Annotated in this window: 13 protein-coding genes and 1 pseudogene; 9 read left to right on the forward strand and 5 right to left on the reverse strand. The window is 46.6% G+C overall.

Annotation, left to right across the window (positions count from 1 at the left end; genetic code table 11):
• Nucleotides 1-108 precede the first annotated feature (108 nt).
• On the reverse strand, nucleotides 109-2034 hold the full coding sequence (locus tag NDI33_RS06225; RefSeq protein ID WP_199302556.1) for an FAD-dependent oxidoreductase: 1926 nt from the start codon (nucleotides 2032-2034) through the stop codon (nucleotides 109-111).
• Nucleotides 2035-2136: 102 nt separating this feature from the next.
• On the opposite strand from NDI33_RS06225, the gene NDI33_RS06230 reads away from it, so the two are divergent.
• Both NDI33_RS06230 and NDI33_RS06235 read left to right on the forward strand, forming a co-directional pair.
• Nucleotides 2137-3195, forward strand: a complete 1059-nt coding sequence (locus tag NDI33_RS06230) for a zinc-dependent dehydrogenase (RefSeq protein ID WP_190677720.1) — start codon at nucleotides 2137-2139, stop codon at nucleotides 3193-3195.
• A gap of 124 nt (nucleotides 3196-3319) precedes the next feature.
• Complete coding sequence (locus NDI33_RS06235) at nucleotides 3320-3688, forward strand: DUF2294 domain-containing protein (protein WP_190412703.1); 369 nt, start codon at nucleotides 3320-3322, stop codon at nucleotides 3686-3688.
• A gap of 191 nt (nucleotides 3689-3879) precedes the next feature.
• Here NDI33_RS06235 and NDI33_RS06240 read toward each other — a convergent pair whose 3' ends face one another.
• Nucleotides 3880-4311, reverse strand: a complete 432-nt coding sequence (locus NDI33_RS06240; protein WP_190412702.1) for a response regulator — start codon at nucleotides 4309-4311, stop codon at nucleotides 3880-3882.
• Between the two features lie 686 nt (nucleotides 4312-4997).
• Between NDI33_RS06240 and NDI33_RS06245 the strand changes: the two genes are divergently transcribed.
• On the forward strand, nucleotides 4998-5375 hold the full coding sequence (locus NDI33_RS06245) for a DUF2294 domain-containing protein (RefSeq protein WP_199302557.1): 378 nt from the start codon (nucleotides 4998-5000) through the stop codon (nucleotides 5373-5375).
• On the opposite strand, the gene NDI33_RS06250 is transcribed toward NDI33_RS06245, so the two are convergent.
• Nucleotides 5353-5841, reverse strand: coding sequence for a response regulator (locus NDI33_RS06250; protein ID WP_190677723.1), 489 nt, complete (start codon nucleotides 5839-5841; stop codon nucleotides 5353-5355). The two genes, NDI33_RS06245 and NDI33_RS06250, sit on opposite strands and share 23 nt — an antisense overlap.
• Before the next feature lie 559 nt (nucleotides 5842-6400).
• On the opposite strand from NDI33_RS06250, the gene NDI33_RS06255 reads away from it, so the two are divergent.
• The 4 genes from NDI33_RS06255 (at nucleotide 6401) to NDI33_RS06270 (ending at nucleotide 11392) form a co-directional block, all read left to right on the forward strand.
• The gene (locus tag NDI33_RS06255) at nucleotides 6401-7768 is read left to right on the forward strand and encodes an NAD-dependent succinate-semialdehyde dehydrogenase (protein ID WP_190677725.1); all 1368 of its coding nucleotides are present in this window, start codon (nucleotides 6401-6403) and stop codon (nucleotides 7766-7768) included.
• Nucleotides 7769-7956: 188 nt separating this feature from the next.
• Nucleotides 7957-9600, forward strand: coding sequence for an acetolactate synthase large subunit (locus NDI33_RS06260; RefSeq protein ID WP_190677727.1), 1644 nt, complete (start codon nucleotides 7957-7959; stop codon nucleotides 9598-9600).
• Nucleotides 9601-9687: 87 nt separating this feature from the next.
• A complete protein-coding gene (xth, locus tag NDI33_RS06265; protein ID WP_190677729.1) occupies nucleotides 9688-10467 on the forward strand; it encodes an exodeoxyribonuclease III in 780 nt (259 codons plus the stop codon).
• A gap of 49 nt (nucleotides 10468-10516) precedes the next feature.
• Nucleotides 10517-11392 carry an SDR family oxidoreductase gene (locus tag NDI33_RS06270; RefSeq protein ID WP_190677731.1) on the forward strand — a complete coding sequence of 292 codons (876 nt, stop codon included), beginning with the start codon at nucleotides 10517-10519 and terminating at the stop codon, nucleotides 11390-11392.
• Between the two features lie 52 nt (nucleotides 11393-11444).
• Here the strand turns inward: NDI33_RS06270 and NDI33_RS06275 are convergent, their stop codons facing one another.
• Entirely contained in the window at nucleotides 11445-12062 is a 618-nt protein-coding gene (locus NDI33_RS06275) for a hypothetical protein (RefSeq protein WP_190677733.1), read from the reverse strand.
• Between the two features lie 103 nt (nucleotides 12063-12165).
• Nucleotides 12166-14193 carry a pre-peptidase C-terminal domain-containing protein gene (locus NDI33_RS06280; RefSeq protein ID WP_190677735.1) on the reverse strand — a complete coding sequence of 676 codons (2028 nt, stop codon included), beginning with the start codon at nucleotides 14191-14193 and terminating at the stop codon, nucleotides 12166-12168.
• Nucleotides 14194-14530: 337 nt separating this feature from the next.
• On the opposite strand from NDI33_RS06280, the gene NDI33_RS06285 reads away from it, so the two are divergent.
• Nucleotides 14531-16030, forward strand: a complete 1500-nt coding sequence (locus NDI33_RS06285) for an HlyD family efflux transporter periplasmic adaptor subunit (protein ID WP_190677883.1) — start codon at nucleotides 14531-14533, stop codon at nucleotides 16028-16030.
• A 206-nt stretch (nucleotides 16031-16236) separates the two neighbouring features.
• Nucleotides 16237-16410: pseudogene (locus tag NDI33_RS06290) on the forward strand (Uma2 family endonuclease); the annotation flags it as partial.
• Nucleotides 16411-16429: the final 19 nt, after the last annotated feature.

Here is a 16429-nt window from a genome sequence, read left to right on the forward strand (position 1 = left end):
CCTGATACGGAGTTCTTGATCGTTAACCAGGAAAAATTTCGGTTAGAGCTTAGTCGGTTCCGATTGAGTTCTGCTTTTGTTTAAGGTTAGAGGTACGATGCCTAAGGCTCAAAAATGAGTGCGATCGCTCCCAGGAGCAATAATTTTTTCCACAATCAACCATTTGCCCGATTGATTGAGATATCCGCACACAGAGAGCATCTGCCGATCGAGGCAGGTTTGGAGTTCTCCGTCTACTTCTGGGCGCAAGGCGATCGCTATCCAGGTTTGCTCTTCCCCAGCAGCTGGCTCCTTTACAGTGAAGGTGTAATCTTGCTCGGCATGGCGATGGAACACTCCACAGAAGAGTGCTGAGTTTGAAGCGGATTTTTCAATGCTTCCGCCAACCGCTTCCCCATCGCTGTGTTTCGTAAAGGGTGAGGGAACTTCCACATATTTTGAATCCTGTGGCGTCTGGGGTTCCAGGTAAGGGCAGTTGCCATTGAAGGGATAGGTGTCAGGGCGATCCAAGTAATCTCGTTGCCTGTGCAGCCAGTCGGCGCGATCGCGCGGTAAATTGAACAGAGGGAAAATTGCTGCTGGCGATCGCTCATCTTGTAACAATGCTTCTTGCAGGACTCGGACAGGTAAATCTCTGGGTTGACAACTTCGCTGCACGCAAAGCGCCGCCGCCATTCCTGCCGCCTGACCAATATTCATGACGATGGGCTGTAACCGGGTGGAACCGTTGGCAATATGGGAGACGGAGATATTTTTTTCGCAAACCAGCAGTCCATCCACAGACTCTGGAATTAGACAAGTGTAGGGAAGGGTGAAAGGAGTGCCAGTCCAGCGTCCACCCCAGCGAATTGATTTTGGTTTAACAAGAAAGTTGTAGTTAGGGTAATGGTGGTCGTTGGGGTAGTTGCCGAGGGCGATCGCATTCACCTCCCCAGTCGCATCCACAGGTAGGGGTGCAACCTTTCCCCCCGCTACTGGCAAGATATCCTGCTCTCGCACGGTCGCGAGTCCTATAAGGCGTCTGCTTTCTCGAAAGTAAGGGTGTAGGGCATAACCACCTCCACCGAGAGAGTTTTGAGTTTTGATTGAGTTTTGATTGAGTTTGGGAGTCAAGCGTGAGGGAAAGATTTGAGTCGCTAAGCCGTAACGCCGCCCCAGCTTAGTTTGAATAAAGCGGACAAAGCTTTGAGTGTGCCACAGACTCTCTTGAAGAAATTGATGCCACGCCGCCTCCGACTCTATCAGACGCCCCACTCCTTCCCCATAGTCATTGCCGCATAGGGGCCAATTGATCATGAAAAGATTCCCCGGTAAACGCCCATAATTGAGAAACTTCTCCCAACCGTAGCGATCCCAGCTACCTTGGAAGGATGAAGGAGGAAGGATAAAAGATGAAGGAGGAGGGGGAATTTCCGGCGCACTTGCTTCCTCACTAAAATCTTGCATAATTGCCACCCAAGTGGGAGCCTGCACTGGGTATCGCTGAGTCAATTCATTGTGAGAAACAGGCGCACTGGGTTCTCCAAACTCCGATTGCAATTCCCATCCCCAGCGGTAGGGCACAGATGCTAGAGGCAACAAGTCTCCCAGTTCGGTGCCATCTAGGGTGATTTTGGATTGAACGGTGAAATCGGCAAATCGAACCCCAAGGATGCGATCGCCTGTTCGCAAAACCTCTAAGGGCACTTGCCCCGCAACCCAGTCTAGATTTGGCAATTTTCGTACCCAATCGGCAAATATTTGGGCACCAATCCGGGGATCGTAACTAAACAGACTCACCCAACTATTGTTTAAGCCTCCCATTTGCCGAGAACGCAATTCCCCTAAAAACTCACCCCAAAGCCCCGTCTGAAAGGCAGCAAGTTCATTACCATCCGGGGCAGCAACCCCCGCTGAGGTGAGCATTCCCCCCAGCCAGGTAAATTCACTCACCAGCATTGTCTTGGCACCGCGACGGGCAGCTTGTATCGCAGCTGCGGTTCCTCCCGTTCCGCCTCCCACAACCAAGACATCTACTTCTATTAATTCATTCATCAGCAATTCCGTTTCAGAATAGACAATCGATCGCGAACAATAGACAATTAGCTATAAACAATCGGCTATCGAAAGTATAAAGTCCATCGTTTAAGGAAAAGCATGAAAGCACAAGTATTCAGAGGCGTCAATCAGCTCAGTTACGAAGAAGTGCCGACGCCGGAAATTGCACCCGATGAAGTGCTGGTACAAGTAAAGGTTGTGGGATTGTGTCAGTCTGACATCAAGAAAATTCGCTATCCTCTCTACCAGCCACCGCGCATCTTTGGTCATGAAACTGCTGGGGTAATTACTTCTGTAGGAAGTGAAGTGACTGGCTGGCAGATTGGGCAGCGAGTTGTGGTTATGCACCATATTCCTTGTATGCGCTGCGATTATTGCCTCAACGACAATTTCTCGATGTGCGATGTTTACAAAAACGTCACGACCACGGCTGGATTTACTCCTAGCGGCGGCGGTTTTGCAGATTATGTGAAAGTGCCCGGTCACATTGTCCGCAGTGGCGGATTAATTCCCATTCCTGGCAATGTCAGCTTTGAGCAAGCGAGTTTTGTGGAGCCGACAAATTGCTGTCTAAAAGCAGTTAAAAAAGCCCAGGTTGCTCCTGGTCAAACCGTTTTGATTACAGGTGCTGGCCCAATTGGGCTAATGTTTATCATGCTGGTGAAGTATTTCGGAGCCAGAGCGATCGCGACTGACTTAATTCCTTCTCGGATCGAGAAAGCTTTGAGTGTGGGGGCAGAAGCTGCATTCGATCCCCGCGACCCAGATTTAGCAACTAAAATTAAAGAGCTTACCGGCGGTTTGGGAGTGGATACGACTTTACTTGCAGTTCCCAGTGACAAAGCTTTTTTCCAAGCCCTCGATTGTACCCGTCGGGGCGGTAAAATTTTATTTTTTGCTGAGTTTCCTGATGAAGTAGAAATCCCGATTAATCCAAATATTCTCTACCGCCGAGAAATTGATTTAATGGGTAGCTATAGTTCTTCTTACCGGATACAAAATTTGGCAGCAGATATCGTATTCAACCAGCGAATTGATGTGGAAGCATTAATTAGCGATCGCTATCCTTTGCAAAATTTAGCTGCTGCTGTGGAACAAGCGATCGCTCCCACCCCCGAAACTTACAAAATTCTCATCTATCCCCAAACAGCCGAGTGATTTTAGTAACAGTCTGTCTTCATTTAACTCTCTTTTAGAGAGTCTTTTTTTAAAGATTTTGACAGGGCAACCAGATAGATTTATCATCTATCTGATGATAGAATTTTTTTAAAATCTTTAAAGTATGGATACTTCCTCTCCGACGCGCGGACAACTAGAAAGAACTCTATCGCAACGCATCCAAGCTTTATACCGGGATCAACTGGGGCATCAACCTAGTCAAATTACCTGTCAAATTTTTGATGAAAAAATTGCCATTATTCTAGAAAATGCCATCACGGCACCAGAACAACTTTTAGCAAATAGTGGTCAAGAAGAGCTGGCTGAGCAAGTAAGGACAGATTTAGAAAAAGCACTTGAGCCAAAACTGAAAGCGCTAATTGAGGAAGTGGTTGGCGTATCCGTGATTGACCTGCTCAGCGATGCCAAAGTAGACACAGGTCGTACTGGTACGATTGCTGTATTAGCAAACGCCCCTAAAGTTCGTAATTAATCCCCCTTCGCTGCTAAGTATCTAGCTCAGCATAGATTTATATTGATGGTTTGCCCTCAGCAGCCTTTTTCAGTTTTTAGGGTGTATCTGACCCTTATGCGATCGCGGCATCCCGTCTCTCTATAACAACTAACAAACAACCATTTATCAATTGATGACTCAATCTATAAATCTAGATTTATTTATTTAAATTAATTGAGATAGCGATCGATGAGAGCTTCTAACTCATCAATGACATAAGGCTTGCTAATGTAGTCATTGCAGCCTGCAAACAGAAGACCTTCCCTGTCTTCTGCTCTTGCCAAAGCCGTCACAGCAACAATGGGGATCTTCATCGTTTCGGGGTTCTGTTTTAGAGAACGCACAACTTCTACACCGTGGATGTCAGGTAGAAGAATATCCAACAAAATCAGCTTTGGCTGATAATGTTGCGCCATAAATAAAGCTGCCCGACCCTCCTTTGTCGTAATAAATGAGCAGTCAAGAGCGAGCAGCACTTCGCTCATGAGTAGCAAGTTGTCTTCATTGTCTTCTACAACCAAAATGAGAGGCGATTCGATATTTGCCTGGGAGGCAGGTTTTGAGAAAGAGTGCAGATTTAAGCGTTGTTCGGGGGAACTCATCAAAATACGAAGCTATCCTCTCCAGAAGTGGACAACCGAGGGGTTGCCCAAGTTATACCCATTCACTTGATTGACGGTACACGAATGATTCCCTGTTTGCCCCTTGTTTTACAAGGGTTTAGGGATCGGCTGCGGGAAAAGTGAAACGGTATTACGAGGCATTCCCCAGGCGGCATTTTTTGGCGCTTGGAATCGATTGGCTCGTAGCTTCCCCACTAGGTTGATCTTTTAAGTTCATCTTGGCAAGAGAACACAGCAAGCTAGTGGTGATGTTGCTTGTCCCCTGATTCTATAAAAAATTAGTTAAAAAACTGCACAACTTAAACATTAATATTCATTGTTACTTTTAGCACTAGATATATACACACTTCTGTGCTAAGAATCGTTGAAAAACTAAATTTTTGAATACATTTGGCGTTTCTTGGTTAGCTGCAAAGCATCACAAATATATTGAAAACCGTTTCGGATACTTGGGGGAATCGAACCCTATCCCTACTTTGTAAGATTGGCACTCTCTACCCTCATCAGGGATTTAGCGCTTAACAACTAACCTTGTCAAGATACTAAATATTGAAATTTTCCAATGTTGTGGATCTCTATCTTTAGGAGATGTCCGGAAAATTGCTCGCACTGTTACAGTCTAATAAAAAAGGTGAAAGAATTTACCTTTCCTGAGAGCGATCGCTATGCAGGACACAATGCAACCCACTCGTGGTGAATTAGAACGAACCCTGTCACAGGAAATTCGGGCTTTCTACCACGCCCAACTAAGTCACCAGCCCAGTCAGGTGACTTGCCAATTTATGGGTGACAAAATTGCGATTCTTATCGAAGATTCTATTACTCGACCCGAACAACTTCTGGCACAAAGCGGTCAGCAAAGGCTGGCACAGAGAGTTCGAGAGAATATAAACCACGTCCTACAACTGCAACTTAAACAGCTAATTGAGGAAGTGGTGAAAGTCCCAGTCATCGATCTGATGATCGACTCCGCCCTAAAAACAAGTCGTACCAGTACCGTTGCGATTTTAGCCGCAACCCCTACGACGCGCAATCCAGACTGAATTCCACCGAATCGACCTGAGACGGATTCCATCTCAGGTTGCGCCGGACAACAGCCTCTAGATCCTCCAGCAAGTAAGGCTTGCTAATATAGTCATTGCAGCCTGCCGTGAGAATGCGATCTCTGTCTTCCGCCCTTGCCAGCGCCGTGACGGCGATAACAGGAATTGTCCGGGTTTCAGGATCTTCCTTGAGTTGACGGACAATTTGAAGACCATCTAAGTCAGGCAACATAATATCCAGCAAAATCAGGTTTGGCTGTTCGGTTCGTGCCTTTTCAAAAGCACTATGACCGTCAATTGCTGTGATGATTGAGCAATTTAGCGGCTCTAAAACGTAAGCAAGCAATAATAAGTTGTCTTCATCGTCATCGACTGCCAATACCACAGGCAACTTGGCAGTAAGACACTGATTGCTACTGCTCAAAAAATTTTGACGGGTACGGTGGGAAAGTTCCAAATCATCCATCCTCTATTTCCAGCTAATTTCTAGACTGGCAGTCACCCTCACCAGAAGAGTGGACGAGGCACTCCTTAAGCGGTGGCGAAGCGCTTGCAATGGAATGGCTCGCGTATAACCTACTAAGTTGGAGAGCCGATGCTCGATCTAGAGGAAAAGACGAGCCAAGTTAGTAGGAGCCTTATTATCATTGACATTGCTATTGTACATAAAATTTACAATAACCTAAAGAATTTGTTAAGAAAATACAATTCTTGTAAGTATGCTTAGCACTTACTAAACATAGGCTAGAGGGCAACCTAGAATAGAAATCTTCGGGAGTAGCAAGATAGCAGACTGGTAGTCGTACCACATCATCCGGAGTTAGCCCGGGATTAACCGGAGCAATAAGACGCGAGGAATTGCGTCTGGAAACTAACTTTAAGCAGATGCGACCTATAGAGTAGATGCCGTTTTAGATGCGGCTAGGAGTTCGCATTTGAGAAAAGCGCGGGTTGATGAATGGGGTGAATCAGCCTTCACGATTTGAGGGCTACCCCGATCTAATTAGGCATTGGAGGTTGAAGCAATGGGTATAGCCACGATTAACCCAGCAACTGGGGAAACGCTTCAAACGTTTGAGGCACTAACAGATACAGAGATTGAAACGAAGCTAGCACTAGCGCAATCAAGCTTTAAACAGTATCGGCAGACACCCATGCAAAAAAGGGCAGATTGGCTGAATGCCGCTGCTGAGATTTTAGAGAGCGATCGCGAACGCTTTGGCAAAATAATGACCCTAGAAATGGGGAAAACTTTGAAATCAGCGATCGCAGAAGTGGAAAAATGCGCCCTCGTCTGTCGCTTCTACGCCGAACGCGCCCCCGAATTCCTCGCGGATGTTCCAGCCCAAACCGACGCCAGCCACAGCTTTGTGCGCTATCAGCCTTTAGGCGTCATCTTGGCAGTCATGCCTTGGAATTTCCCCTTCTGGCAAGTGTTTCGGTTTGCTGCACCGGCGCTGATGGCGGGAAACGTCGGGTTACTCAAGCACGCCTCTAACGTGCCTCAGTGTGCATTGGCTCTGGAGGAGATTTTCCACAAAGCCGGATTCCCAGAAGGTGTCTTTCAAACCTTGCTAGTGGGGGCAGATAAAGTTGCGGCAATTGTATCAGACGAGCGAGTGAAAGCCGCAACCTTGACCGGAAGCGAACCTGCCGGGATGAGCCTCGCCGCCACCGCCGGGAAACAAATTAAGAAAACCGTTCTGGAATTGGGCGGAAGCGACCCGTATATTGTCCTAGAAAGCGCCGATTTGGATGCAGCCATTGCGACAGCAGTGAGTGCCAGAATGCTGAATAACGGTCAATCATGCATTGCTGCGAAACGGTTCATTGTCGTGGATGCGATCGCAGACCAATTTGAAAAAGGCCTGATTGAGAAGTTTGAGGCACTCAAAATCGGCGATCCGATGCATCCGGAAACCGATATAGGGCCACTGGCAACCCCATCGATTCTCAAAGATTTGGATTGGCAAGTTCAAGAAAGTGCCAAGCTGGGAGCAAAAGTTCTTACGGGTGGACAGCCATTATCTGACCGTCCTGGTAACTTTTATCTGCCGACAATTTTGACAGATATCCCAGCGGGTAGCCCAGCCGAAGCGGAGGAATTCTTTGGTCCCGTGGCGCTGCTATTCCGAGTGCCAGATATCAACGCCGCGATCGCGCTTGCCAATGCCTCGCCCTTTGGACTGGGTGCTAGTGCTTGGACTCAAGTAGAGACAGAACGCGATCGCTTGATAGAAGAACTCGAAGCCGGTGCCGTGTTTATTAACGGCATGGTTAAATCCGATCCGCGTCTTCCCTTTGGCGGGATCAAGCGTTCCGGATACGGACGCGAGTTAAGCAAAGAGGGAATTCACGAGTTTGTCAACATCAAAACCGTCTGGGTGAAATAAGCGGTGGTGCATTCTGCATTCAAAGATGAATTAAATCCTATCCCACTTGCGGGATGGGGATGAACTCAGTACGGGCGGACATCCGTGCGCCCGTACTGGGCTAAATAGGGGCAATCCGCGGATCTGCCCTGTTACACAAGAAACGAACCACTACAGATGCCAAGAGCATACAGAGGGGAGTCAGAAAAATGAATACTGCTGAACTATTAGTCCGCTGTCTGGAAAATGAAGGAGTCGAATACATTTTCGGGCTTCCTGGCGAAGAAAATCTAGATATATTGGAAGCACTAAAAACCTCTTCGATTAAATTTATTACCACCCGCCACGAACAAGGTGCTGCCTTCATGGCGGATCTCTACGGACGCCTGACCGGGAAAGCCGGAGTCTGCCTCTCCACGCTGGGACCAGGTGCCACCAACCTGATGACTGGTGTTGCCGATGCGAACCTGGATGGTGCGCCACTGGTGGCAATTACCGGACAGGTGGGCACAGACCGGATGCACATCGAATCCCACCAATATCTGGATTTAGTGGCGATGTTTGAGCCAGTCACCAAATGGAATACTCAAATTGTTCGTCCCAGCAACACGCCGGAGATTATCCGCAAAGCGTTTAAAATTGCTCAGAGCGAAAAACCAGGGGCAGTTCACATCGATTTGCCGGAAAACATTGCGGAAATGACCGCCGCAGGCAAGCCCCTACACAAGAATTGTGGGGAAAAAACCTTTGCTGCCTTCCATAGCCTAGAACAGGCATCTGAAGCCATTTCCCAGGCAAAAAATCCTTTGATTATGGTGGGAAATGGGGCGATTCGTGCCGACGCTAGCCTTGCACTGACCGAATTTGCCACAAAGATGAATATTCCCGTAGTGAATACCTTCATGGGCAAAGGAGTCATTCCCTACACCCATCCCCTCGCCTTGTGGGCGGTGGGATTGCAACAGCGAGACCACATCAGTTGTGCTTTTGACAAAACGGATCTGGTAATTGCAATAGGTTACGACTTGATTGAATATTCTCCCAAAAAGTGGAATCCCCTCGGAGAAATTCCGATTATCCACATTGGGGATACGCCAGCAGAAATTGATAGCAGCTATATTCCCCTCGTGGAAGTTGTGGGGGATATTTCCGACTCGCTACGGGAAATCTTAGACCGAGCTGACCGGCAAGGCAAACCCGATCCTTATGCCTTGCAATTACGGGCAGATATCCGGGCTGATTATGAAGAGTATGCCAATGACGATGGGTTTCCGATTAAGCCGCAGAAAATAATTTATGACTTGCGGCAAGTCATGGGGCCAGAAGATATTGTGATTTCAGATGTCGGGGCGCACAAAATGTGGATCGCCCGTCACTATCACTGCGATCGCCCGAATACTTGCATCATCTCTAATGGCTTTGCTGCAATGGGAATCGCCATTCCCGGTGCGTTAGCCGCCAAGTTAGTTTATCCCCAGAAAAAAGTCATCGCAGTCACGGGTGATGGCGGCTTTATGATGAATTGCCAGGAATTAGAAACGGCCCTTCGCGTCGGCACTGCCTTTGTTACCCTAATCTTTAATGATGGGGGCTATGGCTTGATTGAGTGGAAGCAACACAATCACTTTGGCGAATCTGCGTTTGTCCACTTTAGCAATCCCGATTTTGTCAAATTGGCAGAAAGTATGGGGCTGAAGGGGTATCGGGTTGAATCCGCTGCGGATCTGATTCCAACCTTGAAAACTGCTCTAGAACAGGACGTTCCCTCGGTAATTGATTGTCCAGTAGATTACCGCGAAAACTTCCGCCTCACCCAAAAGGCTGGCGATTTGAGTTGCAAGATTTGGGAATAATCATGAGTCATTGGTCATTCGTCATTAGTCGGTTGTCAATGACCGATGACTAATGAACAATGACCAATGACCAATCGTGAATAATCCATGAAAATTGCTACTTGGAACGTCAATTCAGTTCGCAGCCGCTTAGAACAGGTGGTGCAGTGGTTGCAGGATAATCCGGTCGATGTCCTATGCCTACAAGAAACTAAAGTCGTAGATAAGGATTTTCCGCGATCGCCCTTTGAGGAACTAGGGCTTAATCTCTACATTTCCGGTCAAAAATCTTATAACGGGGTTGCCCTTTTCAGCCGTGCGCCTCTTGAAGATGTCACTACCGGGTTTGCCCCAATTTTGGGGAAAGAGGATTTTGACGAACAGAAGCGGGTCATTTCTGGCGTTATCGATGGCGTCCGCATCGTGAATCTCTACGTGCCCAATGGCTCAGCCGTCGGTAGCGAGAAATACGAATACAAACTGCTTTGGCTGAAAACTCTCCGCGAGTACCTGCAAACACTGCTAGAAAAACAACCCAGTTCCCTCTGTATCTGCGGCGATTTCAATATTGCCCCCGAAGACCGAGATATTCACGATCCACTCACTTATAAGGGTCGGATTATGGCATCCGATCTAGAGCGTCAAGCCTTGAGCAGCATTTTAGAGTTGGGTTTGGCAGATGCCTTTAGAAAATTCACAATAGAAACAGGACACTTCAGCTGGTGGGACTATCGAACCGGAGCGTTTCGACGCAACTGGGGTTGGCGGATTGACCATCACTACTTGACGCCAGACCTTTACGAACGTTCATCCAGCTGCACCATCGATCGCTCCCCCAGAAAATTGCCCAAACCCAGCGACCATACTCCTGTGATTGTGGAATTTTAAATTTTCCAGCATCAATCCAACATCCAAAATTGATTAGGAACTTAAAATCATGTTTTTAGTAACTGGAGCTACAGGCGGACTCGGACGCCGAATTGTACGGCTGCTGCGGGAGAGGGAAATGCCGGTGCGAGCATTTGTCCGCTTGACATCCCGTTACAGCGAATTGGAACACCGAGGAGCGGAAATTTTTATTGGTGATTTGCAGCGCGATAAAGATATCGAAAAAGCTTGCCAAGGCGTTCAGTACATTATCGCTGCTCACGGCGGTGAGAGCGATGCTCAAGCGTTAGGCTACCGAGCCAATATTGAACTCATTGACCGGGCAAAAGAAGCTGGCGTCCAGCACTTTGTTTTCATTTCGGTACTGGGAGCAGATCGCGGGTACGAAGACGCACCATCCTTTAAGGCGAAGCGGGAAGTAGAAAAGTATCTCCAATCCAGTGGACTCAAGTACACTATCCTGCGTCCTTCAGGTTTTGCCTCTAACCTTATACCCCTGGCAGAACGGTTTCGGGATACTGGGATTTATCTGCTCATCGGCGATCCCAAAAGTCGGACTTCAATTGTGAGTACCGATGACTTAGCGAGGATTGCGATTGACTCCGTAAACGTTGAAGGTGCCCGGAATCAAATTTTCCCTGTGGGAGGCCCAGATATTCTCCAGCGCCAAGATATTCCTCGGATTTTCAGTCGCATTTTTAACCAAGAACCGATCGTGATTAACCCACCACTATTGGTGTTTGATGGGGTACGCGGAGCGCTGGGATTGTTAAATCCTCAAGCGTCTAAAGCTTTGGGGACTCTCCGGACGTTACTGGATAATGAATTTTTCTGCACACCCCAGGAAGTTGACCATTTGGAGTCAATTTTTGGAATGAAGATGGAATCCCTAGAGACTTTCTTGCGCCGTTACTTGGGTACTTGATTTTGCACCACTAGATGCAAATGTCACTGTTATTCAGAATTGTCTGGTGATTTTAAGGAATCATAAAGGCAACTGCTTGAGACTCTGACTGAGCAACGGTTTGGGTTTGACCATTTAACTGATAGTGAATGTGAGCGATCGCGTTCTCACCCCGCCGATAAATTTTCGATTTGCATTTGAGGCGATACTCCAATACTTTACTTTCTCCTGGCTTTAGCACTACTTTAGCGGGACGTTCCAATTCTTGAGGAGTTGCACTCATAAGAACTTCCTCAGATTTCGCTGGCACTATTTCTATTTTGCTAATTTCAATCAACTGATTTTTTTTAGATGGATTGGTAAAACTCAGAGAAATATCAGCATAGCTAATTGCGGTTCTCGCTAAAATTTCGTAGGGAAGTAACTTGATTGTCATCGTCATATTCGCTCTTTGAGAATTGCTCCCAATTTGCCTTTCCCTACTTAAACTTTGTTGAAGAGGAGATCGTAGGTTAGTTTGAGCGATCGCAAAACCCAACTCAAAATAATTTTTGGGTTTCGTTCCCTCAATCACCACGTTGCTCAAGGGCAGAAACTCTACGTTTCGTGCGGCTTCCCAACCTACTATGTCTGAAAGCAACTTAGTATGAGTTCCTAGCATTATGCAAGTCACGCAGGTTAGAAAATCCATAAAAGAATTCCTCCGAGGATTTTGGATATAGCAAATTTGACTCAAAAGCTCCTCAGAGGTTTCTAAATCCTATGGGGTTGTGCATTCTTTTGAAAGATGAGAATTAAGCCACTTTACCAAATATATGATCGGCTAAGCTCGAAGATCCAAGCGTTGCTAAGCTTGAAGATGCTAAGTGAGCGGCACAGCCACAGCGTAAAGGAAAAGATGAATTAATCAAAGAAGCATTCGCATTTAATGAATTTGAAGCAGTATTAAATCCAGGTAAAGTGTAAGATTCAGCTCCCCCATAGTTCACATTCCACCCAATATCTTTTAAAGAAGCAATCGTTAATTGACTCAATAACTCAGAATTTTTTTCTGCAATAGGCGACATTAATTCATTGTCAAAAATATTTTCGTCCCAATGCCCAAACACACCTTTTTCAACGGGAACGGCAGTTTGTAAAAATGTACCTTTTAATTCTCCATAAGCCCAGCCCGCATAGGTGTTAGCACTATAGGTCACCTCGGAAAAATTAATTAAATCGCGTCCGTAATCTGACCAAAGCGTTCCAATTCCTAGAACGTGACCAAACTCATGCACCATCGTTTCTTTTAAGAAACTTAGATTATTGTTGTATGTATTTGCAAAGCTTGTGTTAATTGTTGAAGCTCCTGATATTGTCATTTGATTACCAAAAGCATCGGAGGATAGGGTTTTTGGTCCCGCGAAAGCAAGAAATTCATCTTCACCAAAAGTATCCCCCGTAACATCAATGGTTAGAATTTGGGAATCGCTAAAGGTGCTGTAGGGAATAATTTTTTCCCAAACTTTCGCAGCTTCTGTAATAGCATTGAGAGCTTCTGTACTCAAACTACCCAAGCCTTGACCAAAATTGACTTTGATTGAAAAACTGAGAGGATCGCTGGTAGCAGCAGTGAAATTAGTCGCCACAGAATAGTTAGCGGCTTGGTTGTTGTAGCTCATTACTTGCAAAAAGTAATTGCCAGCACTCAGGAAACGACGGATTGATTCGTTGCCAGTCCCGCGCTCCCATTGCCAACCCAACACTTCGCCTTGATCGATAATGCCGTTGTTATTGCTGTCTTGAATTAGTCGGACATCGGCGTCACCACTCAATGCGGATAAATTAGCGGTAAAGATGCCAGATTCACTAACATTAAAGCTGTAAAAGTCATCGCGATCGCTAGCATTGACTTGTTGGTTGTTTGAGAAAACCGCTGAAGTTTGAGCTTTTGCAGTTCCTAGAGTATTACCAGGATCTAAAGGGTCTGGAATACTTGCGATCTTAGTAGTTAGAGTGTAGCCGCCAGTCGCACCTTTTTCAAAAGTTGTAGCTTGCAGAATATAATCAATTCCCTCAGCGACCGTGAAAGTTAGCTGCGAGTTTGTACCGCTGAAATCATTATTTTCTGCAACAACTGCTCCGGTTCCAGCATTCACCACTTGCAGGTAGGCGTTAAAGCTGGGCGAATCAAGGTTCACCTGCACCTGCTGACCGGCAACTAAATCGCCTAACACATAGCCATCGTAAAAACTGCCCTCCCGAATGGGGTTACTTGGGTCGCTATTTGCGATCGCGCCGCTAAAACTTTGGTTTCCACTGATGGGAGACGCTGGTTTGAGGACTCCCAAATTGCTACTGAGGGTATAGGTGCCAGTAGCATCTGGTTTATAAGTCGTGGCTCGAACAATGTAATCAATGCCCTGAGCGGCTGTAAAAGTTACTTGAGAGTTCATCCCCTCATAATCATCGTTGAAGGCAACAACCGCTCCAGTAGAGGCATTCACCACTTGCAGGTAAGCATCAAATTCTGTAGAGTCTAGTTTCACCTCCACCTGCTCTCCGGCGCTAATGCCAGTCAACAGATAGTCATCCCGAAGGCTACCGCCACGGATGGGGTTTTTCAGGTCGGTGGTGTCGATTGTACCGCCGACCTCACTGATGGTAGAAGCCGCAGCGATCGCGCTACTTTTAAATAGACTTCTTGGCTGTAGCAGATCGCCCAGCCCTCTAAATCCTGACCAGATTCCAGCTATTTTTGAATCAAACTCTAGCGGTGCAGAATTAGCGAAATCTGCGCTTAAAAGCTGGCGCTCATTTGAAAATTTAAATCCATTTAACATTTGCTTGCTTTCTCACACGATGGAACATCGTAAGACTGCTATAGTATCGATTTTAAGTCCCCACAAAATTAGGCAGCAACGGGATAATTTCTCAAAGTTAGGGACAGAACATTTTAAGGTTTAAATGCACCCAACGATTGGAAAAAGTATCTTATATATAACTCGCTCAAAATCTCTCTAAGGGGAGAGCAACAAGATTTTTTCGCGTAAATTTACTTACATTTACAATAACTCACGCCAAAATCCTTAATTTTCGACAATCCATTGCCGGATTCAGTCGATAGAATCACAGCTAGAGTGTCTCTGTGCCCGATCAAAGCCTTTGAGTCAGAATTTTATGCGATCGCCCTTAGCGTCAACACCTGCTCAAGCTCGTCAAACAAGACAGCAGCTAGCGAATCCAGAGGATTCACTCTCCTATGAATTAGGGAAAGCAGTGCAAGAGCTGCCGCCACTGTATACGCGATTATTGGCAGCAAGCATTAGCGTATTGGTATTCGGGGCGATCGCTTGGGCACACTACAGCCAAGTGGATGAAGTCGCGATCGCTCCCGGCGAACTGATTGCCTCAACGCAAGTGCGACCCCTGCGATCGCTAGGAGGAGGCACAATCAAAGCGGTAAAAATCAAAGAAGGCGATCGCGTTAAAAAAGGCGACGTTCTGATCGAACGCGACCCCGACCTGCCGCAAGCAGAAGTTGACCGCCTCGCCAAATCTACCCAGCTGATTCGAGAAGATTTAGGGCGTCTGGAAGCCGAACGAACGGGAGGTGCAACTGCCGGAACCGCTTTGCAAGATCAGCTTTTAACCGCTCGCTTACAAGATTTTGAAGCAAAAAGAGCCGCGGCTGTCGCCGAAGCAAATCGCCAAATTGCAGTCATCAATGAAGCCAAAGTTCGCCTTACCCGTCTGCAAGAAAACCTCGCCAACGCCAAAATCAACCTCGTCAACGCCAAAACCAACCTCGCCAACAGCAAAAGCCTTCTCAACAAAGCGAATAACAGCCTCGCCTTAGCTCAAAAAAGAGAAAAGGCGCTTACCACTCTCCTCATTCCCGGTGCTGTCCCTCGACTCGATTACGTTGACGCACAAGAGAGAGTCGTGAGGGCGCAAGCCGAAGTCACCACAGCCCAAGATAATATTACGAATGTTCAAAACAAAGTGACAGAAGCTCAGGACAAAATAATGTCCCTGGAAAAAGATATCGCTGCCCAAAAGCAAACCATTCGCCAAGCTGAGCAAGCGTATCAATCGGTTCGTAATCAGGCAGAGCGTTTGCAGTCTGAACGCCAGAGTGAAATCCTGAGTAAGTTTAACCAGCGCCAAGAAGAACTAACAACTGTTGCTGGCGAGTTAGAGGTGGCGAAAATGCAGCGAGAAGTAGAAACTATTGAGTCTCCAGTTACGGGGACAGTTTACAGCGTCAAAGCAACCAAAGGGCCGGTACAGGCGGGGGAGGAGTTGTTATCGATTCTTCCCGAATCCGAAGAATTGTTGGTAGAAGTGAAAGTCGTCAACCGCGATATTGGCTTTATCCGTAAGGGAATGAAGGCAAAAGTCAAAATGGCTACTTTCCCGTTTCAGGAATTTGGCACAGTTGAGGGTGAAGTGGTGCAAGTGAGTCCGAATGCGATCGCTGATCAAGAATTAGGCTTAGTTTTCCCCACCCGAATTAAACTTAAACAAAATTCAATTCAGGTGCAAAATCAAAAAGTTGCCTTTACTCCAGGAATGGCGGCAACCGGAGAAATTGTTACTCGGAAAAAATCAGTTCTCACTTTCTTAATTGAGCCGGTGACTCGCCGCTTTAGCGAGGCATTTTCGGTAAGGTCTTAGCTCGGCTTTATCCATTTGCACCAACAAAAGGCAGTGATGAATAAACATCTGGTATCTAAGAGTTAATAACAGAAATTAATCGTTATGGGCATAAAAATTCGGCGTTGCTGATCATAGGGATGAATTGGCGGCTGGAGTTCCTGATTTTTCATTTTTAATCAGAAGAAATCATTCCGTCATTCAGCAACGCCAAAAATTCAATTGAGAGTGCTAACGAGCGGGGACACTATCCAATTTCACTGCTAAGAGTAGAATTGGGAATTTGAGAGGGTTAATATTAAAATACTACGCTGCCCCGGTTGTGCTGGTGGCATCGAGAAGGAAATCTCTTGTTAACGGGTTATGAACGCGCCGAGCAAGAAAGCCAACGCGCCGAATGATTAGCCGCACAGTTACGGA

The organism is Trichocoleus sp. DQ-A1 (assembly GCF_039961955.1).
Lineage (GTDB): Bacteria > Cyanobacteriota > Cyanobacteriia > Cyanobacteriales > FACHB-T130 > FACHB-T130.